Origin of the sequence: Aeromicrobium sp. CTD01-1L150 (assembly GCF_041951745.1) — a bacterium.
Taxonomy (GTDB): domain Bacteria; phylum Actinomycetota; class Actinomycetes; order Propionibacteriales; family Nocardioidaceae; genus Aeromicrobium.
In genome coordinates this window covers 3,633,815-3,657,893 of sequence record NZ_CP169555.1, presented here as the reverse complement: position 1 = coordinate 3,657,893, position 24,079 = coordinate 3,633,815, and the positions used below count along the sequence as shown (strand labels likewise).

Annotated in this window: 24 protein-coding genes; 21 read left to right on the top strand and 3 right to left on the bottom strand. The window is 66.3% G+C overall.

Translation table 11 applies throughout. The annotated features are described in order from the left end of the window. Positions 1 to 50: 50 nt before the first annotated feature. From bioB to bioD, 4 genes are read left to right on the top strand one after another with little or no spacing between them, the layout of a single operon-like run. On the top strand, positions 51 to 1,121 hold the full coding sequence (gene bioB / locus ACEVFP_RS18080; RefSeq protein WP_375000894.1) for a biotin synthase BioB: 1,071 nt from the start codon (positions 51 to 53) through the stop codon (positions 1,119 to 1,121). Further along, a complete protein-coding gene (gene bioA, locus ACEVFP_RS18075; protein WP_375000893.1) occupies positions 1,114 to 2,460 on the top strand; it encodes an adenosylmethionine--8-amino-7-oxononanoate transaminase in 1,347 nt (448 codons plus the stop codon). The genes bioB and bioA overlap by 8 nt, the downstream gene beginning before the upstream one ends. Beyond that, on the top strand, positions 2,457 to 3,608 hold the full coding sequence (locus ACEVFP_RS18070) for an 8-amino-7-oxononanoate synthase (RefSeq protein ID WP_375000891.1): 1,152 nt from the start codon (positions 2,457 to 2,459) through the stop codon (positions 3,606 to 3,608). Before bioA ends, ACEVFP_RS18070 begins: the two co-directional genes overlap by 4 nt. Beyond that, entirely contained in the window at positions 3,595 to 4,341 is a 747-nt protein-coding gene (gene bioD, locus ACEVFP_RS18065; protein WP_375000890.1) for a dethiobiotin synthase, read from the top strand. Before ACEVFP_RS18070 ends, bioD begins: the two co-directional genes overlap by 14 nt. A 188-nt stretch (positions 4,342 to 4,529) precedes the next feature. Here the strand turns inward: bioD and ACEVFP_RS18060 are convergent, their stop codons facing one another. From ACEVFP_RS18060 to ACEVFP_RS18050, 3 genes are read right to left on the bottom strand one after another with little or no spacing between them, the layout of a single operon-like run. Further along, the gene (locus ACEVFP_RS18060) at positions 4,530 to 5,255 is read right to left on the bottom strand and encodes a GntR family transcriptional regulator (RefSeq protein ID WP_375000889.1); all 726 of its coding nucleotides are present in this window, start codon (positions 5,253 to 5,255) and stop codon (positions 4,530 to 4,532) included. Then, positions 5,252 to 6,145 carry an ROK family protein gene (locus ACEVFP_RS18055; protein ID WP_375000887.1) on the bottom strand — a complete coding sequence of 298 codons (894 nt, stop codon included), beginning with the start codon at positions 6,143 to 6,145 and terminating at the stop codon, positions 5,252 to 5,254. Before ACEVFP_RS18055 ends, ACEVFP_RS18060 begins: the two co-directional genes overlap by 4 nt. Continuing rightward, the gene (locus tag ACEVFP_RS18050) at positions 6,142 to 7,038 is read right to left on the bottom strand and encodes a cupin domain-containing protein (RefSeq protein WP_375000885.1); all 897 of its coding nucleotides are present in this window, start codon (positions 7,036 to 7,038) and stop codon (positions 6,142 to 6,144) included. The genes ACEVFP_RS18055 and ACEVFP_RS18050 overlap by 4 nt, the downstream gene beginning before the upstream one ends. 138 nt (positions 7,039 to 7,176) lie before the next feature. Here ACEVFP_RS18050 and ACEVFP_RS18045 point away from each other — a divergent pair, with 138 nt between their 5' ends. From ACEVFP_RS18045 to ACEVFP_RS17965, 17 genes are all read left to right on the top strand, one after another. Then, positions 7,177 to 8,544 carry an ABC transporter substrate-binding protein gene (locus ACEVFP_RS18045; protein ID WP_375000883.1) on the top strand — a complete coding sequence of 456 codons (1,368 nt, stop codon included), beginning with the start codon at positions 7,177 to 7,179 and terminating at the stop codon, positions 8,542 to 8,544. Positions 8,545 to 8,564: 20 nt separating this feature from the next. Next, entirely contained in the window at positions 8,565 to 9,443 is an 879-nt protein-coding gene (locus tag ACEVFP_RS18040; protein WP_375000881.1) for a carbohydrate ABC transporter permease, read from the top strand. Continuing rightward, positions 9,443 to 10,273 carry a carbohydrate ABC transporter permease gene (locus tag ACEVFP_RS18035; RefSeq protein WP_375000879.1) on the top strand — a complete coding sequence of 277 codons (831 nt, stop codon included), beginning with the start codon at positions 9,443 to 9,445 and terminating at the stop codon, positions 10,271 to 10,273. Before ACEVFP_RS18040 ends, ACEVFP_RS18035 begins: the two co-directional genes overlap by 1 nt. Before the next feature lie 5 nt (positions 10,274 to 10,278). Next, positions 10,279 to 11,058, top strand: a complete 780-nt coding sequence (locus ACEVFP_RS18030; protein WP_375000877.1) for a 6-phosphogluconolactonase — start codon at positions 10,279 to 10,281, stop codon at positions 11,056 to 11,058. 497 nt (positions 11,059 to 11,555) lie between these two features. Then, the gene (locus tag ACEVFP_RS18025) at positions 11,556 to 12,110 is read left to right on the top strand and encodes a hypothetical protein (RefSeq protein ID WP_375000875.1); all 555 of its coding nucleotides are present in this window, start codon (positions 11,556 to 11,558) and stop codon (positions 12,108 to 12,110) included. A 254-nt stretch (positions 12,111 to 12,364) separates the two neighbouring features. Further along, positions 12,365 to 13,144 (top strand): IclR family transcriptional regulator, encoded by a 780-nt coding sequence (locus tag ACEVFP_RS18020; protein ID WP_375000874.1) that lies wholly within the window; start codon positions 12,365 to 12,367, stop codon positions 13,142 to 13,144. A 141-nt stretch (positions 13,145 to 13,285) separates the two neighbouring features. Then, on the top strand, positions 13,286 to 14,758 hold the full coding sequence (locus tag ACEVFP_RS18015) for an aldehyde dehydrogenase family protein (RefSeq protein WP_375000873.1): 1,473 nt from the start codon (positions 13,286 to 13,288) through the stop codon (positions 14,756 to 14,758). Continuing rightward, positions 14,751 to 16,442: a thiamine pyrophosphate-binding protein gene (locus ACEVFP_RS18010; protein WP_375000871.1), complete on the top strand. Its 1,692-nt coding sequence runs from the start codon at positions 14,751 to 14,753 to the stop codon at positions 16,440 to 16,442. The genes ACEVFP_RS18015 and ACEVFP_RS18010 overlap by 8 nt, the downstream gene beginning before the upstream one ends. A 104-nt stretch (positions 16,443 to 16,546) precedes the next feature. Beyond that, a complete protein-coding gene (locus ACEVFP_RS18005; RefSeq protein WP_375000870.1) occupies positions 16,547 to 17,935 on the top strand; it encodes a Rieske 2Fe-2S domain-containing protein in 1,389 nt (462 codons plus the stop codon). Then, positions 17,932 to 18,519, top strand: a complete 588-nt coding sequence (locus tag ACEVFP_RS18000) for a 3-phenylpropionate/cinnamic acid dioxygenase subunit beta (protein ID WP_375000869.1) — start codon at positions 17,932 to 17,934, stop codon at positions 18,517 to 18,519. The genes ACEVFP_RS18005 and ACEVFP_RS18000 overlap by 4 nt, the downstream gene beginning before the upstream one ends. Beyond that, on the top strand, positions 18,516 to 18,824 hold the full coding sequence (locus ACEVFP_RS17995) for a hypothetical protein (RefSeq protein WP_375000867.1): 309 nt from the start codon (positions 18,516 to 18,518) through the stop codon (positions 18,822 to 18,824). The genes ACEVFP_RS18000 and ACEVFP_RS17995 overlap by 4 nt, the downstream gene beginning before the upstream one ends. Next, a complete protein-coding gene (gene hcaB, locus ACEVFP_RS17990) occupies positions 18,821 to 19,606 on the top strand; it encodes a 3-(cis-5,6-dihydroxycyclohexa-1,3-dien-1-yl)propanoate dehydrogenase (protein WP_375000865.1) in 786 nt (261 codons plus the stop codon). Before ACEVFP_RS17995 ends, hcaB begins: the two co-directional genes overlap by 4 nt. Before the next feature lie 21 nt (positions 19,607 to 19,627). Continuing rightward, a complete protein-coding gene (locus ACEVFP_RS17985; protein WP_375000863.1) occupies positions 19,628 to 19,846 on the top strand; it encodes a ferredoxin in 219 nt (72 codons plus the stop codon). Continuing rightward, on the top strand, positions 19,828 to 21,057 hold the full coding sequence (locus ACEVFP_RS17980) for an NAD(P)/FAD-dependent oxidoreductase (protein ID WP_375000861.1): 1,230 nt from the start codon (positions 19,828 to 19,830) through the stop codon (positions 21,055 to 21,057). The genes ACEVFP_RS17985 and ACEVFP_RS17980 overlap by 19 nt, the downstream gene beginning before the upstream one ends. Further along, the gene (locus tag ACEVFP_RS17975; RefSeq protein WP_375000859.1) at positions 21,054 to 21,803 is read left to right on the top strand and encodes a class II aldolase/adducin family protein; all 750 of its coding nucleotides are present in this window, start codon (positions 21,054 to 21,056) and stop codon (positions 21,801 to 21,803) included. Before ACEVFP_RS17980 ends, ACEVFP_RS17975 begins: the two co-directional genes overlap by 4 nt. 408 nt (positions 21,804 to 22,211) lie before the next feature. Further along, positions 22,212 to 23,078, top strand: coding sequence for an ABC transporter ATP-binding protein (locus ACEVFP_RS17970; RefSeq protein ID WP_375000857.1), 867 nt, complete (start codon positions 22,212 to 22,214; stop codon positions 23,076 to 23,078). Continuing rightward, entirely contained in the window at positions 23,071 to 24,078 is a 1,008-nt protein-coding gene (locus ACEVFP_RS17965; protein WP_375000855.1) for an ABC transporter substrate-binding protein, read from the top strand. Before ACEVFP_RS17970 ends, ACEVFP_RS17965 begins: the two co-directional genes overlap by 8 nt. The last annotated feature ends 1 nt before the right edge of the window (position 24,079 follow it).

Sequence of the window (24,079 nt, the reverse complement as noted above, 5' to 3'; positions counted from 1 at the left end):
CGTTCAGCCTGAACAGTGTTCAGGTCCTTGCCGACGGGAGATCGCCTGCCATGACCGAGATGTTTCACGCGATGGCCTCCGCCGCACTTGCGGGCCGACCCGCCACCGAGCAGGAGGCGCTCGCAGTCCTCAGGTCGCCCGATGAGAAGATCCTGGACGTGGTCGCCGCGGCGTCGCGGCTGCGCCGCCGGTACTTCGCCGACACGGTCAAGGTCAACTACCTCGTCAACCTCAGGTCCGGGTTGTGCCCGGAGGACTGCGGGTACTGCTCGCAGCGCCTCGGGTCGCAGGCCGACGTCCTGACCTACTCGTGGCTCTCGCCCGAGGACGCTCTGGAGCAGGCCGGTCACGGTCTGGCCGGTGGGGCCCGCCGCATCTGCATGGTGGCCAGCGGACGGGGCCCGAGCAACCGCGACGTCGACCGCGTCGCCACCATGGCGCGTGCCATCAAGGACGAGGACCCTGCAGTCGAGGTGTGCGCCTGCCTGGGCCTGCTCAAGGACGGCCAGGCCGCGCGCCTGCGTGAGGCCGGCGTCGACGCCTACAACCACAACATCAACACGGCACGGTCCCACCACGACGAGATCGTCACGACCCACACCTACGACGATCGCGTCGACACGCTCGAGCAGGCCAAGGGCGCCGGCCTGTCGCCCTGCTCCGGACTGATCGCCGGACTGGGCGAGTCCGACGAACAGCTGATCGAGGCCCTGTCTGCCCTCCGGGAGCTCGGCTCGGACTCCATCCCCATCAACTTCCTGATGCCGTTCGACGGGACGCCGCTGGAGGCCGGCGCCGCGGACCTGACACCGCTGAGGTGCCTGAGGATCATGGCGGCCGCCCGGTTCATGTGCCCGCAGACGGAGATCAGGATCGCCGCCGGCCGCGAGATGCACCTGCGCTCCGCCCAGGGCTTGGCACTGCATGTGGCCAACTCGATCTTCCTCGGTGACTACCTGACGGCGGAGGGCCAGGCGGCCCGAGACGACCTCGAGCTGATTCGCGACCAGGGCTTCGTCGTCCTCGGCGCCGACGAGCCGCCGATGCCCGCTGATCGTCAGGCCGTCACCACCGCGGCGCGCCGGCGAGGCGCCGGCACCGACCTGCCCGCGAATGCCTGACACCGTCGCCGGGGCGTTCGGTCTGATCGAGCGGGACCACGGCCTGGTGTGGCATCCCTACGCCCCGCTCGACGGTCCGCGGCCCTACGCCGTGGACTCAGCGGAGGGCATCCGTCTGAGCCTGACCGCGAGCTCCGGTGAGACCTTCGAGGCCATCGATGCCATGTCGTCGTGGTGGTGCGCGGTCCACGGGTATCGCCACCGGTCCCTGGACGCCGCGGCGCACGCACAGATCGACATGTTCAGCCATGTCATGTTCGGCGGGCTGACCCACGCGCCCGCCGTCCGGCTGGCCGAACGGCTGACGGCGATGGCACCTGGTCCGATGGCCCACGTGTTCTTTGCCGACTCCGGATCGGTGTCGGTCGAGGTCGCCGTCAAGCTCTCGCTCCAGTACCAGGCGGCGCGACGTCGCCCGGGCCGGCAGCGCATCCTGACGGTGCGCGGCGGGTACCACGGCGACACCTTCGTCGCGATGAGCGTCTGCGACCCGGTCGACGGGATGCATGCCAGTTTCGGATCGATCCTTCCGCGCCAGGTCTTCGCCCCCCGGCCGCCGCAGGCACGCCTCGTGGAACAGCCCGGTGGCGCCACCACCTGGGAGGTGGACGATCACGAGCTTGACGTGTGGGCCGACGTGATGAGAGCCAGCGCCGCCGAGCACGCGGACGAGGTCGCCGCTATCGTCGTCGAACCGATCCTCCAGGGCGCCGGCGGCATGCGGGCCTACCACCCAGATTGCCTGCGGGTGCTGCGGGAGATCGCCGACGAGCACGACCTCCTGCTCGTCCTCGACGAGATCGCGACCGGGTTCGGGCGCACCGGGCGCCTGTTCGCCGCCGACTGGGCCGACGTCGCCCCCGACGTGCTCTGCGTCGGCAAGGCCCTGACCGGCGGGTACCTCAGCCTCGCCGCAGTCCTCACCACCGGAGAGGTCGGCAGCCTCATCACCGGATCGCAGCACCGCTCGCTCCTGCACGGGCCCACCTTCATGGCGAACCCGCTGGCCTGCTCGGTCGCGAACGCATCGCTCGACCTCGTCGAGGCGAGCTGGCAGGCGTCCGTCGGGAGCATCTCGACGCTCCTGCGCCACCACCTGCAGGCTGCCAGGACGATCGATGGTGTCGTCGACGTCCGCGTGCTCGGCGCGGTGGGCGTCGTCGAGCTCGCCGAGCCCGTGGACGTGGCAGTGGCTACGCGCACGGCGTTGGAGCACGGCGTGTGGATCCGGCCCTTCCGCAACCTCATCTACACGATGCCGCCCTACGTCTGCGAGCCCGACGACGTCGCGGCCATCGCGCAGGCCATGGTCCACGCCTGCGCGGCCTGCGCCGCATGAGCGCCACCTGGCAGGCCTGGCTTGCACAGCGCGCTGAGGTCCGGTTTGCCCGTGGCATGCAGCGGCACGACCGCGTGCTGCGCACGGGCGCCGTGACCGACCTGGCCTCCAACGACTACCTCGGGCTCTCGCAGCACCCCCGCGTGGTGGAGGCCGCATGCGCAGCGGCGCGCCGGCACGGAGCATCGGCGGCCGGCAGCCGGCTCGTCACCGGCACCCTGCCCCTTCACCACGAGCTCGAGGCCAGGCTGTGCGACCTGACCGGTCAGCCAAGCGGTCTGGTCTTCTCCACGGGCTACGCCGCGAACCTCGGGGTGATCGCCGCTCTCGCCGGACGGGGCTCGCAGATCCTCCTCGACGCCCACGCTCACGCGTCCCTGCACGACGCGGCACGCGTGTCCCGAGCTCCCTACGACACCTTCGCCCACAACGACCCGGCCGACCTCGAGCGGGCCCTTGCGCACCGCAAGGGGTCGCGCCTCATCGTGGCGGTGGAGTCGATCTACTCCGTGCTCGGCGACGCGGCGCCTCTACGTGAGCTGGCCGAGGTGTGTGCACGTCACGACGCCCTCCTCGTGGTGGACGAGGCGCACGGGATCGGTGTTGCGGGTCGCGGCGCCGGGCTCGTCCGCGAGCTCGGCCTGCACCACAGCGACACCGTCGTCGTCACCGTCACCCTGTCGAAAGCGATCGGCTCACAAGGGGGCGCCGTGCTCGGCACCCCGGCTCTGCGCGAGCACCTGGTCAACGTGGCCCGCAGCTTCATCTTCGACACCGGGCTGAGCCCGGCCAACGCCGGTGCTGCCGCGGCAGCGGTCGAGCTCATCGCCGAAGACTCGAGACTCGCTTCGGCGGTCCGCGCCAACGCGCAGATCATTGCCTCGACCTGCCAGATCGCTCCCGCTGCCGGGGCTGTCCAGTCGCTCCCGCTCGGATCACCCACCGCCGCCGTGGAGGCAGCGCGGCGGCTGCGTGAGAACGGCGTTCTCGTGGGGTGCTTTCGTCCCCCGAGCGTCCCTGACGGCATCTCCCGCCTGCGGGTGACGGCCCGCGCGGACCTGGCCGCCGGTGCCGTGCAGGAGGCCGCGAGCCAGGTGCGAGATGCCGCGTGCGACGTCGCAGACGAGAAGCACGATGCCCAGGCGTGAGTCGTGGCCGGCGCCGCGAGTGCTGCTTGTCACCGGCACGGACACCGGTGTGGGCAAGACTGTCGTCAGCGCGGCGCTTGCCGCTGCCCTGCACAGCCGGAAGCGTCGGGTCGCGGTGTACAAGCCCGTCCAGACCGGTGTGCGTCCCGGTGAGCCTGGTGACATGGAGGAGGTGGCCAGGCTCGCCGCGGTCCATACCCACGAGGGCGCCCGCCTGGTCGCCCCCATGGCACCACGTGCGGTGGCCGAGCTGGAGTGCGTCGAACTCCCGACCCTCGACGACCACGCCGAGGCGGTCGCCGGACTGCTCGACGGACACGACGTGGTGGTCGTGGAGGGGTCGGGCGGTCTGCTCGTCGAGCTCACCGACGCGGGCGAGGACCTCGCATCCCTGGCCGAGTGCCTTCCCGACAGCGCCACCGTGGTCGCTGCACGAAGCGGCCTCGGCACCCTGAACCACACCTTCCTCACGCTTGAAGCCCTGTCACGGCGAGGTCTGTGGACGCTCGGAACCGTCCTCGGTGCGTGGCCCGAGCAGCCCGATGCCATCGCGGTCTCGAACCGCCGACGACTCGAGGATGCGCCGGGCGGTCTGGTCGGTGTGGTGCCCGAGCGTGCGCCGAGAACGCCGACCGTCGACTTCCGGCGCGAGGCCACCACCTGGCTGGGCGACGTGACCCGGCTCTGGGATCCGGTGCCAGCCGGCGTGTCCTGCGGCGAAGGACCCACCTAGACGACGAGCTCTGGGACCACCGCCTCCACCGGTGCGTGATGCCGGTCGAGTCCCCTTGCAGGCGGTGCTCATGTCATCGAGACGGCCACCACCGGGTGGGCGTGCACCCGGTGGGGTTGCGTGGCTGTTCGCGTGTCCGAGGGCGCCGCACTCCGGCCCAGGGCACTCGCACGAACCTCACGCGCCACTCAGCGGCGTGGTCGAAAGAGCGTGGCCTCGAAGCGGTAGGCGTCCCCCCGATAGGTCAACTGCCCGTACAGGACGGGGAGGTCGCGCAGGTCGAAGGTGACCTCGTCGCCCACGAGGACGGGCATGCCAGGGTCGATCCCGAGGAGCTCGGCGGTCCGATCGTCAGCGCCGTCGGCACGCACCGAGTAGTTGCTTCGAGCGACCTGCACGTCGCAGACCGTCTCAAGAACCTGGTACAGCGAGGCGTCGCTCAGATCGACGTCGGCCAGTCCAGGTGCTCGTGCGAGGGACACCACCGTGCGATCGACGGAGACGGGCACGCCGTCGAGGCTTCGCAGCCGATGGATGTCGAGGAGGGGGGACGTGGGCGGGAGGGACAGCCGTTCGGCCTCCTCGTGCCGGACCGGTCGCTGCGTCGAGCTCAGAACTCGTGTAGTCGGCTTCAGTCCACGCGCGTGCGCCATGTCTGTGAAGCTCTGCAGCTCATTGGGTGGATCACTCAGCATGTTGGCGGTGACGAACCAGCCGCGTTGCGGGGAGGAACTCAAGACTCCTTGCTGGGCGAGGTCCTTGAGAGCTTGGCGGAGCGTCTCGCGGCTGACATCGAGCTGCGCGGCCAAGGAGCGCTCGCTCGGTAGGCGCTTGCCGGGGGAGAAGACACCGTTCTCCACGGCCGCCAGGACGGCTCTCCGGGACGATTCGATGGCCGAGACCGCGGCACTCATCTTCTCTCCTCCTGCTCCAGGGCTTGTCGGGCAAGGATCTCGGCGCCCACCAGACCGGCACGATCCCCGAAGTGGCTGATCTCGATGCTGGCGGCGCCAGGACGATTCTGCACCAGGGCTTCGTAGGAGTCGTACAGGCTGGAGTGCAACGGGCCGGCCGCGGACCCTAGTCCGCCTGTGAGGACGATGCGGTCGGGATCGAGAATCTGCACCACGGCCCAGATGGCATGGGCGAGGGCGTGCCCGGCCTCGTGCAGGAGGACGAGCGCGTCGGCGTCGCCCTCCTCGGCGAGTCGCACCACCTCGCGGGCACCGTCGTCGGGCCGCCGTTGTGTGCGCTCCAGGTACCGGCGCGCGATGCCGGCTCCTGAAGCGACGTCCTCCACGCTCAGACGTCGGCCGGCTCGGGGTTCGCCCACGGGAAGCTGGCCCAGGCCGATGGCCTCGCCGCGTGCACCGACGATCACCCGGCCCGCCTGGATGACGGCGTGCGAGACGCCGGTGCCGACGGAGACGACCACGAGGTTGTCGCAGGGCCGGCCGGCCGTCAGCTCAGCACGTGCGGAGCAGCGGACGTCGGAGTCGACCGCGACGATGGGTGCCACGTCCGCCAGCAGCGATCGCGGCTGTTCGGTCCAGTCCAGTACCTCGTGCGAGGTGAGCCGACCGTCGGGGTCGACATACTCGGGCATCCCGACGCCCACCGCCCGCAACGGAGCGCCGAGGTCAGGGGCGGCATCGCGCAACCGGGTCGCCACCCGATGCAGCTCGCCGAGACCTGGGTCTCGGTCCCCGGTGGGGACGACGTGCTCGGCCACCGTCGTCCCCGCCGCGTCGCGCACGCTCCCGCGGATGGTGCTGCCGCCGACATCAAGCGCCAGTACGGTCATGGCGTCCAGTCGCTGGGTACTGGCCGGGCGCTGCCCATCCAGTACCGCCCGCCGACTCCGTCCTGGTCGACCAGCCGGTAGCACGACCCGGCCGGAAGGAATACTGCATCGCCCGGCGTGAGTGGGAACCACGCCTGCTCGCCCTCCGGCGCGTCCGGCAACAGGACGTACAGAGCGCCCTCCTCGAGGAAGATCAGCGACTCATCGACGGCAACCAACTCCTGACCCAAGTGGCCAGGCATGACGCGGCCCCGTGCGACGGTGAGGTGCTCGGTGTCGACGGCGACGCCCTCGACGTGACGCGCCTGGTCATCGATCAGGCGCCAACGCAGGGAGTCCTCGCCCAGGACGTGGAGTCGGGCCGCAGCCAGGTACTCGGCGCGGGCCTCGGGCCAGCGACCGGCCCATCGGTGGTCGTCGTAGCGCACCTCGCTGAGCATGGGCTGCTGCTTCGCGTAGGTTGAGGCGGTACCGCGCGAGGGCGGCGGAGCGAAGAACTCCAGCACCCGGACAGGGTGATCGGAGGGGTTGAAGACGTGATGCCAGGTGTCGCGGCGGTAGAAGAGCACCTCGCCGGCCGTGACCGGGCGGACCTCGCCGTGCTCGGGATCGGCAGCCCACAAGGTGCCCTCGAGCACGATGTACGTCACGTCGGCGGCGAAGACCGTCGGATTGGTCGGACTGTGCACGAAACGCCGTCCTGGTCCGAGTTCGTAGCGCAGCACGTGCAGGACGTCGCTCGAGGAGTAGACCCGGTCGCTGACGAAGCCTGAATCGGGGTCGCCCCACAAGTGGGAGGCCGCATCCTCCTGGAGGATGACAGTCACCTGGTCGTACACGGGGCGCGGAGTGGCTCGCCGGGGGCGGGCCGGGGCCGTGTTCTCGGATGTCATCGAATCGATCTCCTAAGGCGGGGCGAGGGACGAGAGCAATGTACCAGTCAGGCCAGATAAGAAGAAACAAGTGCAACTGGACAATGATTGGACTAATTGGTCTACTGTAGGGACATGAGCCGCCCAAGGAGAAGTTCCATGAAGAGGACACCAGTGAATCGACGTTGCGTCGCTGTGGGAGTCGGGGCGATGGCGTTGTTGCTGGCCACTGCGTGCACGCCTCCGGGCCAGGACGAACAGGACGCGTCCGAGGTCGAGCCCATCATTGAGCCGGTCACGCCCGAGGAGATTGCCGATCTTGGCGACATCGAGCTCGACGTGTGGGCCGAGGCCGGAGAGGAGGAGACGCTGAACGCGTTCGTCCCGCAGTTCGAGGAGCGCTACCCGAACGTGACCGTGCAGGTCTCCGTCCGCAGCATCGACGACCTGGTGACGACAGTCGTCAACGCCCTGAGCGGTGAGGATCCCCCCGACGTTGCGCAGGGCAACCAGGGCTTCGGCACTGATGGTGCGCTCGTGGAGGCTGGCTTGATCCGCCCGCTCGAGGACCTGGCAGAGGTTTACGGGTGGAACGAGTCCTTCAGTGACCAGTTGCTGGGACCGATGCGGTGGGAGGGCGACGGCTCGCAGTTCCGTGCCGGTGACCTGTACGGCGTCTCTCCTGTCGCCAACAACATCGGTGTCTTCTACAACGCCGACGTCCTCGACGATGCCGGTGTCGACGTCCCGACGACGTTCGGGGAGCTGGAAGACGCGCTTGCCGCGGTGGAGTCCAATGGCGACCTGCCGATCGTGCTTGGCAACGCTGAGCAGTGGCCGGCGTTGCATGTCTACGGCGCACTGCTGGGCTCCTTCGCCGACGCCGACGAAGTCAACGAGTGGGTCAGCGGGACCGATGGCGCCACCTTCGAGACCGATGACAACCTGGATGCTGCGCAGAGGCTGGCGGACTGGACCGAGGCCGGGTACTTCGGTCAGGCCTACAACAGCGTGGGAGTTGACGACGCCGCAGCGCGCTTCGGCGCCGGCGAGGGTGCGTTCATGATCGCGGGCGACTGGTATGCGCCTGCCGTCATCGAGGGCGGTGGCGACCAGTTTGGTTTCATCGCGCCACCGGAGGGCCCGAGTGGCTCACTGGCCAGCATTGGATCGGTCAGCTTCCCGTGGCATATCAGCTCGCACACCGACGCCGAACCTGCGGCGATAGCCTTCGTGGCCGAGATGAACTCGGTGGATAATTCACTCCTGCTGGCCGAAGCCAACCGCATCCCGGTCCAGGCCGGCGACGACGTGGAGTCTCCGGGGCCGATGGCCGCCGATCTCACCGCTGTCAATGAGGCACTGATGGCCGCCGACGGTCAGATCGACTATCTCGACTGGGCCACCCCGGACCTCTACAGCACCTTTGGAAGCGAGTTGCAGAGCCTGATGGCCGGCCGGATCGATCCCTCGGACTTCTTGGCCGCCATCCAGGCGGATTGGGACGACTTCCACGAGGAGCGTTGATCCGAATCGCGACCTCGGTTGTGACTCGCACCAGGAAGCGATCCGCCACCTCCTGGTGGCGGGTCGCCTTCCTCGCCCCGGCGATCGCACTCTACGGGCTCTTCGTGTTGTGGCCGCTGATCCAGACAGCGCAGTTCTCCTTCTACGAATGGGACGGCGTCACGGCGGCGACGCCCGTCGGGTTGGCCAACTATGCCGATGCCATCGGGGACCGGGAGGTCCGGCTGGCGTTGCTACGTTCTTTCGTTTTCGTCGCCTTCTACTGCGTCCTGCCCACGATCATCGGCCTGGTCATGGCGGGCATCATGGCGCGGGTCCGGGTGCGAGGATTGACGTTTTTTCGCGCTGTGCTGTTCATGCCACAGGTCCTGTCGATGGTGGTCGTCGCGGTGGCGTGGCGCTGGATGTATGCGGAGCAGGGCCCCATCAACGCCGCCGTGGACGCTGCGGGCGGAACGCCGAACGCTTTCCTTGGTGACTTCACGCTGGCCCTGCCGGCCGTGGGGCTCATTGGCACGTGGGTGATGTTCGGCCTGTGCATGGTCTTGTTCATCGCTGGTGTGCAGAAGATCCCTGCCGAGCTGTATGAGGCTGCGCGTCTGGACGGCGCCGGCCCGATTCGGGAGTTCTTCACCGTCACCCTGCCCGCGCTGCGGGGCGAGATCATGGTGGCCCTGGTGTTCACGCTGACGATCGCGCTGCGCAACTTCGACATCGTCTGGAACACGACGCGTGGTGGCCCGGGCACGACGACCACGGTGCCGAGCCTCTTCATCTACGACGGAGCGTTTGTCTCGCGCCAGGTCGGAGATGCCGCAGCAATCAGTGTGCTGCTCACGGTGCTGATCCTGGGCCTGACCGCCGTCATTATCAGGGCCCTGCGGGACCGGGAGGCATGATGAGGCAACGTCGCCGAGAATCGATCATCGGGCACGGTGTGCTCATCGTCGCGGCTGTGATCGCGCTGTATCCGTTCCTGTCCATCCTGGCGCTCGCGATGAGTCGACCTGGCGCCCGTCCCACCGGTGCGGGGCTGCCAACCTCGCTCTACTTCGGCAACTTCGCCGAGGCGTGGGAGCGAGGGCTGTTCTCCTCCGCACTGATGTCGAGCCTCATCGTGGCAGTTTCAGTGGTGGTCGGGACGCTCGCGGTGGCGGTGCCGGCGGCCTACGCCCTCGTGCGCGGCCGCTCGATGATTCTGAGCGTGCTGACTGGCGTTCTGCTGCTGGGGTTGGTGATGCCGTATGAGGCCACCGTGATCCCGCTCTACCAGATGTTCCAGTCCTGGGGCCTGCTCAATACCTACTGGGCGCTGATCCTGCCGCAGATTGGGCTGTCGATATCGTTCGCCGTCCTGTGGCTGCGGGTCGCATTCGACCAGACGCCACCTTCGCTCGCCGAGGCGGCGGCCCTCGATGGAGCGTCGCGTCTGCGAACGTTGGTCTCGGTGATCCTCCCGGTCACCATCCCCGCTCTTGTCACCCTCGGAACGCTGCTCTTCCTGTTCACGTGGAACGAGTTCCTGTTGGCGCTGGTTCTCGTGCCGGACGAGCAGTCCGTTCAGACGGCTCCGTTGGCTTTGTCCTTCTTCTCGGGAAATCGCCGGCTGAGCGACCCGGGGACCACTGCAGCCGCCGCCGTGCTGGTGGCGCTGCCGGTTCTCGTGGTCTACATCATGTTCCAACGACGTCTTATTTCCGGGATGTTCTCCGGCGCAGTGAAGGAGTGAAGGTCGTGGCGACCACCGTAGAGATTCTTCCCGATGCCGAGGCCGTGGGCGCGACGTTGGCGTCGCGGATCGCAGACGGTCTTGAGCGCAGCCGACAACAGGGGAGGCCCTATGTTCTCGGTTGCCCCGGTGGCCGGTCTCTGCAACCGACCTATCGCGCGCTTGCAGCCGAGGCGGCCAAGCGAGGGCCCGGTCTCGGACCGTTGCTGATCGTGATGATGGATGACTACGTCGTCGAGCGAGCCGGTGACCTGCGCCCGATTGATCCTGACAGCCACGCCAGTTGCGCGCGTTTCGCCCGCGAGGAGATCGCGGCGATCCTGAGCGCTGCCGGTGTCGTCGACGTCGAGATCTGGCTTCCCGACCCGCAGCGGCCTCAGGACTTCGATGCGCAGATCACCGAGGCGGGAGGCGTCGACCTTTTCCTCCTCGCCAGCGGGGCTTCGGACGGTCACGTGGCCTTCAACCCGCCGGGTACACCGCGTACGGCACGCACCCGGATCGTGGAGTTGGCCGAGACGACGAGGGCAGACAATCTTCAGACCTTCCCCGCTTTCGAGGCGGTAGAGGACGTGCCGCGTCACGGTGTGACGGTCGGCCCCGCCACCATCGTGGATTCCTCACGGGAACTGGCGATGGTGGTGACCGGTGAGGACAAGCACACGGCCTTTCGGCGTCTGGCGGATGCTGCGGACTACGACCCCTTCTGGCCTGCCACGGTGGTCCACGGTGGGCCGCCAGCGACGCTGTACGCGGACACCGCGGCGGCGCAAGGGTCGAGATGAGCGGAGAACGAAGGTGCTCGGCGCACGGGCGGCGTTGGTCGACGACGAATGCGTAGGACCATCGGATCCAGCAGGTTGAGACACCGCAACGGATCTCTCAGGCTCACGTCATGCGTGGGCGAGGCCGCGCCACTGGGCGACCCGATGCCCCAGTGCCCCCAGCTCGGCTGGTCCAGCCTGAGCGGTCTGCTGGAGCATCGCCACGCTGGTCGGGGAGGGAACGACGGTTGAGGTGCCGCGACGGCGGTGGTGCCGAAGAACGAGCTCAGCCAGGGCGGGAACTGTCGCTCCCGGAGGGTGGTACATGGAGTCGGTTGCCCCTCGCTCGTGCCAGTCGCCGACCGGTTGGAGTCCGGCGAGCGGGGCGTCCAACGATGGGTGCGCCATGATGGTGAGCGACAGCAGGCGCTGGCGATGAAGCGGAGACTGATCGCGGTACCTTGACCTGATTGCGTTGGTGCGTCGCTGCCCGTATCGAAGTCGTCCGGAGGTATCCGATGACCATGTTCACCCCGTCCGTCACGATGGCGGCTAGGCGTCTGGCGGTGCCCGGCCACGCCGCGGAATTGGCATTCTGGGCCCGTCGATTGACGGAGGCTGCCGATGAGTTCCCTGGACATAGGCATTCGGAGGTGCGTCGTCCGCGCCGTGGCGAGGTGCAGGTGAGCCTGACGTTCGCGAGCATGCAGGAGGCCGCTGTCTGGGAGTCGAGTGAACGGCGCAGATCCTTGATGGCGGAGGGGGCCGAGCTCACCGACGGCACGTCGACCGTCTCTCTCGCCCTTGCTCAGCCACCCGGCAAGCTGCGTACGGCAGTGGTCGTCTGGTTGGGCCTTTTCCCGTTTGCGCTCCTGCTCAACGCTGTCGGTGGAGTTGCGCTAGACGGTTTGCCTCTGCTGGTGCGTACCTTGGTGACCACGCTGGTGCTGGTGCCTCTCGCGGTGTTCGTCGGTATCCCTGTGATCAACAGGCTCTGGTTCCGTATCGCGGGGGCATCATTTGGACGGTGCGACGCGCGGCAGCGGAGAGCACGCAGTCGTCGCCGCAGCTGAGCGGCGCAGATCGAGTCGCTGCGCGAGTTCCGGGTGCTAGAACACCTGGACGTGGGCGTGTTCGGCATGTTCCAGGTGGGCGTGAAGAGCGGTCCGGTCGACTGGGTACAACGGCCGGCCCATGCCATTGCGCTGCTTGACGGGCGATGGAACGGTCCCGACGGCGCGAGCTGCTTGATATCTCGATTGCCGAGTTTCGGCCCGCCAGGTGCAGAATCCCTGTGCGTGTGTCGCAATGGTCTAGCCTCTCCTTCATGGCGTCCGAACCGGCCGGGGGGCTGACCCCGCCGCAGTACCCGATCGAGTCGGTGGACAACGCACTCAAGATCTTGCTTCTACTGGGTGAGCGGAAGAGTATTCGGCTCAAAGATGCGAGCGCTTACCTCGGCGTGGCGTCCTCCACTGCCCATCGTCTGTTGGCGATGCTGCAGTATAGGGGGTTTGTCCGGCAGAGTTCGGAGACTAGGGCCTACGAACCAGGTCCGGCCCTCAGTAGTGTCGCGTTCGCACTCATGCGTCGGGTTGACGTCCGGGAAAGAGCGCACCCGGTTCTGGAGCGGCTCAGCGCTGCTGTCGGTGAGACCGTGCACCTCGGCCGGCTGGATGGCCCGTCCGTGTTCTTTGTCGACTCGGTTGAGAGTCCGCGGACCGTCCGGGTGGGGTCTCGACTAGGAATGACCATGCCCGCGCACTGCACTTCCACTGGCAAGGCTCTTCTGGCATCTCTTGATACTGAGGCGTTGAGGAAGTTGTACCCGCGGCAGAAGCTCACGGCACTGACGCCGACCTCGATTGTCAGCCGCGACGAGCTGGAGCGAGAGCTCGACCGTGTACGTGAGCGCGGTTACGCGACCAGCAACGAGGAGAGCGAAGAAGGCGTCTCCTCCGTCTCGACCTTCCTGGGCGACTTCTCGGGTTCCCGATACGCAATCAATGTCTCCGCGCCGACCCCTCGCATGCCAGAGGCGATTCGGCTCGAGGTCGCCGGCGAGGTGCTCGCCGCCGCGGACGAGATCAAGTCCTACTTCCTCTGACCCACGGCGGCTCGGATGCGGTCACCGGCACCCCGGTCGTATACCCAGGCCGGTCGCGGATGCCAGATGGATCCCGCGGCTCTCGACTAACGCACCTTTCCTCTGTATAACAGAATCTATCTCTATTTTGGGGAGGATTCGATGATCAGTGCGGAAGTGGACAAGATCCTGGACCGTCAGTGGGGGGTCGTGGTCGGCGGCACCGAGGGCGCGGGAGTCTCGGCGCGAACGTACGAGGTCGAGAACCCGGCCACCGAGGAGGCGATCGCCGACGTCCAAGACGCGTCCCCGGAGGATGTCGACCGCGCAGTTCGTTCGGCTTCCGACGCTTCGGTCGAGTGGGCTCAATGGCATCCGAGAGACCGTGGGCGTCGGTTGCGGGCGCTCGCCGATGCGCTTCGTGAACATACTGACGAGCTTTCCCTGCTCGATGCGCTCGACTCGGGGAACCCGCGCTCCGCCATGAGGAATGACGTGGCGTGGGGCGCGGATGTTCTCGACCTCTTCGCGGACGCCGCCTCAGCTCTGGACGGCGATGCAGTCAGGGCCAGCGTGGAGAACCTCCATTACACCGAGCGGGCACCATTCGGAGTCGTGGCGCGAATCGTTCCCTTCAACCATCCGATCTTCTTTGCCGCGGCCAAGGTGGCGGCTCCGTTGATGGCGGGAAACTCCGTAGTGCTCAAGCCATCGGACCTCACCCCGCTGTCGGCGATCCGGCTGGGCGAGATTGCCCAGGACATCCTTCCGCCCGGCACCATGTCGGTCCTCACTGCACAGGGTCCGGGCGCGGGCAGGGCGCTCGTGCAGCACCCCTTGATTCGTCGGATCGGCTTCATCGGCAGCGAGCAGGTGGGCCGCGCGATCCAAGCCGACGCTGCCTCGGTCGGCGTCAAGGAGGTGAGTCTGGAGCTGGGTGGGAAGAACGCGTTGATCGCCTGCGCTGACGCTGACGTGGCCGCGACCGCCCAGGGCATCGTCAACGGGATGAACTTCGCGTGGTCCCAGGGGCAGTCGTGCGGTTCGACGTCTCGCGTCCTGCTGCAGGAGTCGATCGCAGATGAGGTCATGGCAGCAGTCGTGGAGCGGGTCGAGTCCCTCAGGCAGGGCAACCCGGTTGACCAGGGGACGGAGATGGGGCCACTTGCGTCCCGGGAGCAGTACGACAAGTCGATGCGGTACATCGAGTCGGCGCACGGCGAGGGCGCCACTCTGGTGACCGGTGGCGGGCGGCCGGCAGGCGCGGAGTTTGCGAGAGGCCACTATGTCCAGCCGACCGTATTCGATCGCGTGACCCCTGACATGAGGTTGGCGCGAGAAGAGGTCTTCGGTCCGGTCATGGCCGTCACACGTTTCAGCGATGAGGCCGAGGCCGTCAGGATCGCCAACGCCCTCGACTTCGGCCTGACGGCCAGCATCTGGACCCGGGATGTGTCACGCGCCATCAGACTGTCGAGGGCGGTCGAGGCTGGATACGTGTGGATCAATGGGTCATCACGCCATTTCTGGGGGATGCCGTTCGGAGGCATGAAGTCCTCTGGCATCGGGCGCGAGGAGAGCATCGAGGAGCTCATCAGCTACACCGAGCTCAAGGCGGTGAACGTGCTTGTCTGACCTCAGTGCGTCGAGGTCGGGCGCGGACCTGGTTGTCGACTGCCTCGTAACCGAGGGGGTCACGAGCGTCTTCGGGCTCCCGGGCACGACGATCATGGAGCTGATCGACAGCCTGGCTCGCCGGGAGGGGATCGGCTACCTGTCGACCCGTCACGAGCAGGTCGCAGCGTTCATGGCTGACGGTTTCTCCAGGTCAGGGGCAGGCCTAGGAGTTGCCGTTGTGAGTCGGGGCCCGGGTGCCGCCAATGCTGCGATCGCTGTGCAGAATGCTCACGACGAGTCCGTCCCGATGCTCCTGCTGGTGGGGCAGGTCCCCGGACAGATCGTGGAGCGCGGGGCGTTCGAGGAGATGGATGTCGTCGCGTCGTTCGGACCGTTCTGCAAGTGGGCCGTCGAGATCCGCCAGGTGGACCGGGTCCCCGAACTCCTTCAACGCGCCGTGCGGACAGCGGTCGCAGGTCGTCCGGGCCCTGTCGTCGTATCGATTCCGCTTGACGTCTTACAGACGCCGACCGATATCCAGCCCGCCCGCCGTTTTCGACAGCACCCCCCAGGGCCTGATCCAGCAGCGATTCATTCCGCAGTCGATCTCCTTGAGAGGGCAACATCGCCGGTCATCGTGCTCGGCGGCGGCGCGTCAGCGGCTGACCCGGCGGAGGTCGAACGGTTGGCGGAGCGTTCGGGCTCTCCCGTGGTCACGACCTGGATGCGTAAGGGACAGGTTCCGAACGATTCGCCGTGCTTCGTTGGCTCCCTGGGTTATGGCGCCTTCACGTCAACGGAGGCGGTGGTCGAGTCGGCCGACGTGATCCTCGCGATCGGATGTCGCTTCTCTGAGTTCAGCACCAAGCGATGGACGATCATTCCGGCGGAGGCTTCGTTGATCCATGTCGACATCGACCCGACGGAGCTCGGACGGATCTACATCCCGGAGGTGGGCCTGGTGGCTGACGCCTCTCTCGCGCTCTCGGCCCTCAACGCCCAGCTTGAGACACGGGCTCCTGTGGCCGGGGCGGCGGCGCGATCTGCGCGGCTGTTAGGGCTGCGCGACCGATTTAACGAAGACGCCCGGGTCAGCCTTGGAACCGTTGAGCCGGGCTCCCTCGAGACGGTGGCTTCGCCCGCCCTGGTCGTGGCACTCCAGCGGCTTGTGGATCGTGACGACGTGGTCCTCGTCCAGGACGTCCACAGCTTCGGACCGTGGATTCATCGGTACGTGCGGTTCGATCGCATCGGCGCGTTCTACGGTTCAGCGGGGGGCGCGATGGCCTGGGGCTTCCCTGCATCGATCGGGATCGCCTTGGGTCGGCCGGATTCCCGGGTGGTTTCGATCAGCGGGGACGGCAGTTTCTGGATGGTCGCTCAGGACTTCGAAACCTGTGTCCGTGAGGCGATTCCTGTGGTGAATCTAGTGGTCAACAACTTCGCCTACGGAAACACCAGAGACCGCCAGCGCTTCGCACACGACGGTCGATACGCCGGGGTCTTTCTGGGTAACCCGGACTTTGGGGAGTTCGCTCGCATGCTGGGCGGATACGGGGAGAGGGTCACTGATCCGCTCGACCTGGGCGCCGCAATCGACCGGGCGTTGGCTCAGGACAAACCGGCCATCGTGGACATCGTCCAGGATCAAATGGAGGGCCTCCCGAACGGTCTGGAGCCGCTGACGACACGCGAGTCTTGAGAGGGACGCACTGAGCGGGGTCTTCCTTGACGGCCGCGCCGAACGGAGCATACTCTTATCAAAAGAAACAGTCTCTGTAAGACAGAACTGGAGTCACTGAGATGATGGCTGACCTCGACGAAGTCCTGGCCGATGTGCGACGGGGAATGATCCCCGCTCATATCTACAACGATGCGGAGATCTTCCGGCTCGAGAAGGAGAGGTTGTTCAGTCGTGCCTGGCTCTTTGTGGCCCATGAGTCCGAGATTCCGCAGGCCGGCGACTACGTGGTGCGTCGGGTACTGGACGACTCTTTCATCATCAGTCGTGACCAGTCCGGGGAGATCCACGCGATGTTCAACATGTGCCTGCATCGGGGCATGCAGGTCTGCCGCGCCGAGCAGGGAAACGCATCGCACTTCCGGTGCCCCTACCACGGATGGAGCTACCGCAACGACGGTCGCATTGTGGGCCTGCCGTTCCACAAGGAGGCGTACGGCGGTGAGGCGGGCTTCAGCAAGAAGGGCCAGACCCTCCTGCCAGCGCCGGCCATGGACGTGTACAACGGACTGATCTTTATCTCCATGGATCCCGAGGCCCCGCCCCTAGTGGACTACCTGGGGGACTTCGCGTTCTACATCGACTACTACACCAAGCAGAGTCCGAGCGGGATCGAGCTGCGGGGTCCTCAGCGGTGGCGTGTCAAGGCGAACTGGAAGATCGGCGCCGAGAACTTCGCCGGCGACATGTACCACACGCCCCAGACGCACACCAGCGTCGTGGAGATCGGGCTTTTCCGTGAACCCAAGGCCGAGAAGCGCAAGGACGGCAACACATACTGGGCCGGGCGGGGAGGCGGCACGACGTACAAGTTGCCGGAGGGCAGCCTCGAGGAGCGACTGCGGTACATCGGATACCCGGACGAGATGATCAAACGGATGAAGGACATGTGGTCTGATGCGCAGCTTGAGGTCGTCGGACGAGACGGCTTCATGATCTCAGCCGCCTCGGCGTTCCCGAACATGAGTTTCGTCCACAACTGGCCGAAGGTCGAAGAGGATTCCGACGATGTGCTGCCGTTTATCTCTCTCCGGACGTGGGTTCCCATCAGTGAAGACGAAACCGAGGTTTACTCCTGGTTCGCGGTCGACAAGGAAGCGCCGGAAGAGTTCAAAGACCTGTCCTACAAGGCTTACCTGATGTGCTTCGGCAGCACGGGGATGTTCGAGCAGGACGACGTCGAGAACTGGGTCTCACTCACCAGCACTGCCGGTGGCTCGATGGCGAAACGGCTGCTTCTCAACAGCCGGATGGGAATGCTCAAGGACGACTCTCCGGTCGTCGAGGCGTTGTCGCCTGAGCAGTTCGCTGGCCCTGGCGTCGCCCACGTCGGATACGGCGAGTACAACCAGCGGCACCTTCTCGAGGAGTGGGCTGCCCACTTGGAACAAGGCCCCGTGGCGGTCAAGAGCCATCAGGTCGGTGTGGGTGCCGAGCAAGAGGGAACAGTATGACGACCTACGTCCCGATCGATTCGGAGACCTCGCCGTTGGGCGCCGGAGCATCCTCGACGGAGTCTGTCGGGGAGTCGCTGGAGTTCGATGATTCACGCCACCTGCTCGCGCATCGTTGGCTCGTGGAGGAGGCATATCTGCTTGATCATCAGGACTACGACGCGTGGCTCGACTCGATCGCTGACGACATCCACTACTACATGCCCATCCGCGTCACGACCGCGCTTGGCGCCGGCTACGACACCGCGAAGCGGATGGCCCACTTCGATGAGGACAAGTACTCCCTTAGTCGGCGTGTGGCTCGCTTCGCAACCGAGCACGCCTGGACCGAGGACCCGCCGTCGCGGATCCGGCACCACTTGTCGAACGTCCGAACGTTCGCAACCGAGCACAGCCACGAGTTGATCGTCGAGTCGGCCGTGTTGCTCTTCAGGAGCAGAGGCGACGTCCGAGAGCCCTCGATCATCTCGGCGGGCCGCCGTGACCTGCTTCGCCAGCAGGGTGAGTCCTGGCTGCTCGCGCGGCGTCACATCCTGGTTGATGAGTCCGTGCTGAGAACTCAGAATCTAGCGATCTTCCTATGAGTCTCGAATGGGAAGGTGAGGCGATCGACCGTGACGCTGCCCGTGCCGCGGCGGCTGAGCTGGCGGAGTTCCTCTCCGTGGTCGAAGGCGAGCCGCTCGTCGTCGCGAACGAGTTCTCAGAGATCCGGGTGTCGAAGGTGCTCACCCGCAACGGGGCACGTCTGCTCATCGAGTCTCCCAAGTCGGGACAGTGGGTCTCGCTCGACCCCCTCGAGCTCGAGTCCCTGACGTGGCAGAACACCAGCACCTTTTCTGCCATGGTCGGACATCCGTACGCTCCCTTGTTCTCCGACGGTGCGCCGTGACCGGGTGGCTCGACGGTAAGCGGGTGCTCGTAGTCGGCGCGGGCTCGGGGATCGGACGAGCTGTGGTGGAGTCGTTCATCGATGAAGGCGCACAGGTTGCTGCGCTCGAGCGTGACGCCGCGAAGTGCGAGTCTCTGGGGCGCGAACTGCCGGGCGTTGCGGTGATCGCCGGTGACGCGACGCAACGAGAGGCCAACGATGCCGCCGTCGAGATGACGGTGGAACAGTTCGGCGGACTCGACGTCCTCGTGAACTGTGTCGGCATCTTCGACTTCTACAGGCCGCTGTCCGAGATCGATGGTGACTTGCTCGACGAGGCGTTTGACGAGATGTTCGCGGCGAACGTGAAGAGTCACCTCCACAGCGCCAAGGCGGCCACCGGGGCGCTGAAGCAGACTGGCGGCAACATCGTCCTGACCGAGTCAACCTCCGCCTATTATCCCGGGCGGGGAGGGACGCTCTACGTGGCATCGAAGTTCGCGGTGAGAGGGGTCGTGAAGTCACTGGCCTATGAGCTCGCGCCACAGGTACGGGTCAACGGTGTTGCGCCTGGCGGGACCTTGAGCACTGACCTGCGAGGTCTCTCGTCCTTTGGTCTCGACAGCAAGCGACTCGACGACACCCCCGACCGGGAGTCTGACCTTGCCTCTCGCAACCCCCTCGGCGTCGCGTTGAGCGCGCGCGATCACTCCTGGAGCTTCGTGTTCCTGGCCTCGGATCGGTCTCGTGGGGTCACCGGCGGCGTGGTTCACACCGATGGCGGGATGGGAGTCAAGGTCTAGATGGTCGATCGGATCGCACACGTGAAGGAAGCGAACAAGGACATGGCAACCGTCAAGGCTGACCTGGAACTCTGCCAGGGCTACGCGAACTGCGTCGTCGGCGCCGACGACGTCTTCGATATCGACGAGGACGGGGTCGTCGTCATCCTCGCCGACCAGGTGGCACCCGAGGAGGTCGCCCGAGTCGACGCAGCGGCGCAGAGCTGCCCGGTATCGGCTGTGTGGTTGGAGGACACGTGACCGACGGCGCGGTGATCGTTGGAGGGTCGGTGGCGGGCGCTCGAGTCGCCCGCGCCCTGCGCCAGAACGGCTACCCCCATCCCGTCACGATCATCGAGGCGGAGGATCAGCTCCCCTATGACAAGCCGCCTCTGTCTAAAGCTACTCTCGCTGGGCCCGAGCTCTCTCCGGTGCCGTTGTTGACCGCTGAGGAAGCAGCCGAGCTCGACATCGAGCTGAGGTTGGGGGTGAGAGCGACAAGGCTCGATCTTGAGTCAGCCGTCATTCGCACTTCCGATGGGCAGCAGGTGCCGTACCGCGAGCTGGTCGTTGCCTCGGGCGTCTCGGCTAGGCGGTCTCCGTGGGGCCAGCCAAGCGGAGTGCATCTGCTGCGGACACTGGACGACGCCGGCGCCGTGCGGGCCTCGCTCGATCGTGGTGGCGACGTGGTGATCATCGGTGCGGGATTCATCGGCTCAGAGGTCGCTTCCGCGGCTCGGAAACGGGGCCTGAAGGTGACGATGGTTGACCCTCTCCCGGTGCCCATGGCTCGTCTGCTGGGCGAAGAGCTGGGGGGTCGCCTCACTGACCTGCACATTCGACACGGGGTGGACACCCGATTCGGTGTGGGCGTGGAGACGATCACGCAGGATGAGTCGGGACCGGTTGTGGCGCTTGACGACGGGTCGATCCTTCGAGCTACCACCGTGGTCATCGGTATCGGCACTACGCTCAACACGAACTGGCTCGATGGGTCGGGCCTGGCCCTGGAGGACGGCGTCACCTGTAACGAGTTCTGCCAAGCGGTCGGACAACCCGCCGTGTACGCGGTCGGTGACACGGCACGGTGGCACCATCGACGGCACTCATTGTCGATCCGGACGGAGCATTGGACCAACGCCATCGAGCAAGCGGTCTGTGTTGCATGGAACATCACCCACCCTGACGACCCCAGGGCCTACCAGCCGATCGAGTACGTGTGGAGCGACCAGCACGACTGGAAGATTCATGTCCTCGGCACTCCGGACCCCCTCGTGTCACCGACGCTGATCGACGACGAGGCTGCTGATCGCTGGGTCGCGTTCTGGAGCTCGGAGAATGACGAGATCCTCGGGGGGGTCACCGTGAACTGGTCCAAGGCCTCGGTCGTGCTGCGACGGGCCATGGCCACCCAGGGCACGGCTTCCAGCATCGTCGACAAGCTCACACCGAGCGAGGAGACGATTGCATGAGTTCTGACGGACTTGACGACATCAGGGAGGAGATCGCCGACGCATGTCGCGTCATGGCGATGCGTCGACTGGCACCGGGCATCCTCGGGCACATCAGCGTGCGAATCGACCAGGACCGTCTGGCGATCCGTTGTCGCCATCCGGATGACCGCGGGCTCGCGTTCACCCGGCCGGACGACGTCCGAGTGGTCCGGTTCGACAGCAGCGCTGGGGGACCGGGTGAGCTGGACGGCGGGCATACGCCGCCGTTCGAGCTGCCCCTGCACGCCGCTGTGCTCCGTCGAAGACCCGATGTCACGTGTGTCGTCCACGCTCACCCGGCCGATGTGGTCGCCGCCGATCTTGCTGGACTGCGGATCCGACCCATCGTCGGCGCTTTTGACATCCCCGGAAGCGCCCTAGCGCGCGCCGGAGTGCCAATCTATCCGCGTTCGGTGCTGGTGCGCGATGATCGGCTCGGCGACGAGATGGTCGACCATCTCGGCGAGTCGGCAGCGCTAGTGCTTCGCGGCCACGGCATCACGTCCACTGGGGCCTCCGTCCCGGAAGCGGTGCTGCGGGCGATCTCCCTCAATGGACTGGCCGCTCTGTCATTATCGATCGTCCAGGCGGGCGGACAGCTGCAGGACATTAGTGCCGACGACGTCGCCGAACTGCCCGACTTGGGATCTTCGCTGAACCACCAGACGGCGTGGCAGCATGAGCTCGCCTGTCTGGATCTGTGGTCGGGCATGCCGTCCGTGTGATGCGGACTCCTGCCTGCACTACCTCTGGCGAGGAGTATCGCGGACTCGTCAAGACCCGGTGGTGCACTCCGAGGCTCGGCGGCCTATGGCCGCAGGGCGTACATGGTCGGTGTGGTACTCGCCGTCAGGGGCGACCCATGTCGAGCGAGTTGTGTGTTGCCGCATTGCCTGGCGGTTTCTGCCAGGCGCGCCTCCGTCGTGTTGGCGGCTCCTCCGGTCGTTCATTCGAGGGATCCGGCGGCACTGACAGTGATGCTTGACACAGTCAGTCGAAGCTGTGCATCCTTACTACAGAGAACGTATCTGCACAGCGGAATTGTTTGGTCAGCGGCGGCCGAGAATTCGTCAGTCGCGCGGGCCCCCGGTTCAGTAGTTCCACGAGCTTTGAGCACCTGAGAGGAAACCCGAGTGGCCACGACCTTGGATGGCAGACAGGACCAGAGGGCTGGCGAGAGCGAGTACCTATTCACGATCGACGACCTTTGTGTCACCTACCCGGCTAGCGCAGCCTCCCCGGGGGGCGTTGCCGCGCTGGAGCACATCGACCTAGACGTCCAGGCCGGAGAGTTCGTCTCAGTCGTCGGGCCGTCGGGGTGCGGCAAATCGACCCTCCTCTCGACGGTGGGGGGCTTGCTCACTGGCTTCGACGGGCGGATCAGCGTCCGTGGGGACAGCATCGACGGGCCGCACCCGGACGTCGGCGTCGTGTTCCAGGAGGAGTCGACGTTCCCGTGGCGCAGCGTGCTGAAGAACGTCGAGTTCGGGCTGGAGATGCGCGGCGAGGCAAAGGCCGACCGTCGCCGACGGGCCATGGAGATGCTTGCCATGGTGGGGCTCGAGGACTTTGCTGAGACCTACCCCGGCCACCTCTCCGGGGGGATGAAGCAGCGCGTTGCCATCGCACGAACGTTGGTGATGGAGCCATCGATCCTCCTGATGGACGAGCCTTTCGGCGCACTCGATGAGCAGACGCGCATCATCCTCGGCGAGGAACTCCTGCGCATCCAGCGTGCGCTGGACCAGACTGTCCTGCTCATCACTCACAACATCCAGGAGGCGATCCTCCTCTCCGACCGTGTTGTGGTGCTTAGTGCCCGCCCCGGCCGAATCAAGGCTGTCGTGGATGTCGACCTCCCCAAACAGAGGGACTCGACGCTGCTCGCCACCGACGAGTTCGCCGGCTTGGTGGGCCAGGTGTGGTCCGTGCTTCGCGATGAGTCATTGAAGGCGTTCGCCCAGGAAGACCGCAAGAACGAGGAGCCGACCCATGCGTAAGGTCCTGACCGCCCTGACCCTCCTGACGACGGCGTCACTCACCGCTGCAGCATGTTCGCCCCCAGGAAGCAGCGACTCGGAGGACGGACTGACCCAGGTCGACATCGCATTCTCCAACCCGACGATCTTCACCACGGGCCTTCCCTACTACGTCGCCGTGGATCAAGGCTTCTACGAGGATGCTGGGCTCTCGGTGGATGCCACCTTCACCGGCGGAGGTTCAGAGACGGTGCAGGCGGTGGTTTCTGGAAGCGCCGACATCGGCACCGAGACCAGTGGTCCCTCGGCCATCGGTGCCTACACTTCGGACGCTCCGATCAAGGTCGTCGCTGCTTCGACCACAGGTCTGGACCTGCAGTGGTTCGCCGAGCCTGACAGTGGGCTGGAGGATAGCGCGGACTTGGCCGGCAAGACGATGGGCTATAGCGCCACCGGCGCGTCCAGCCACATCGGCGTCCTGGCGCTCAGCGCCATGCTCGAGGACGAGGGACTGCCGGCCATCCAGGCCGAGGCGATCGGCGGGCCGCCGGACAATCTGACCGCCGTCCAGACCGACCAGATCGATGCAGGGTGGACCCAACCGCCGTTCTTCCTGGACCAGGTGGCCGACGGAGACCTGGTGGTTGTCGCCGATGGTGGCGAGATTGGCGACTACGCCGACGTCGCCATGCGCGTGATCATCGGCAATACGTCCTGGCTGGAGGAGAGTCCGGAGGCAGCCACAACCTTCCTCGAGGTCCATGACCAGACGTGGGCCTGGATCTTCGACAACCCTGAGGAAGCGGTGGCGATCTGGAAGGAAGCCGCGGACCTCGAACCCGCCGAAGACGTCCTGCTGACCTCCTTCGACTACTACGATCGAGAGCAGCTGCGCATCGCACCCCTCGACGGACGCGACGTCATCCTCGACGATGCCGTCGACTACGGTTTCGCGGAGGAGCCGCTGACTGAGGACGAGATCGACGAGCTGTTCGACCTCAGTTATCTCCCGGAGCACTGAC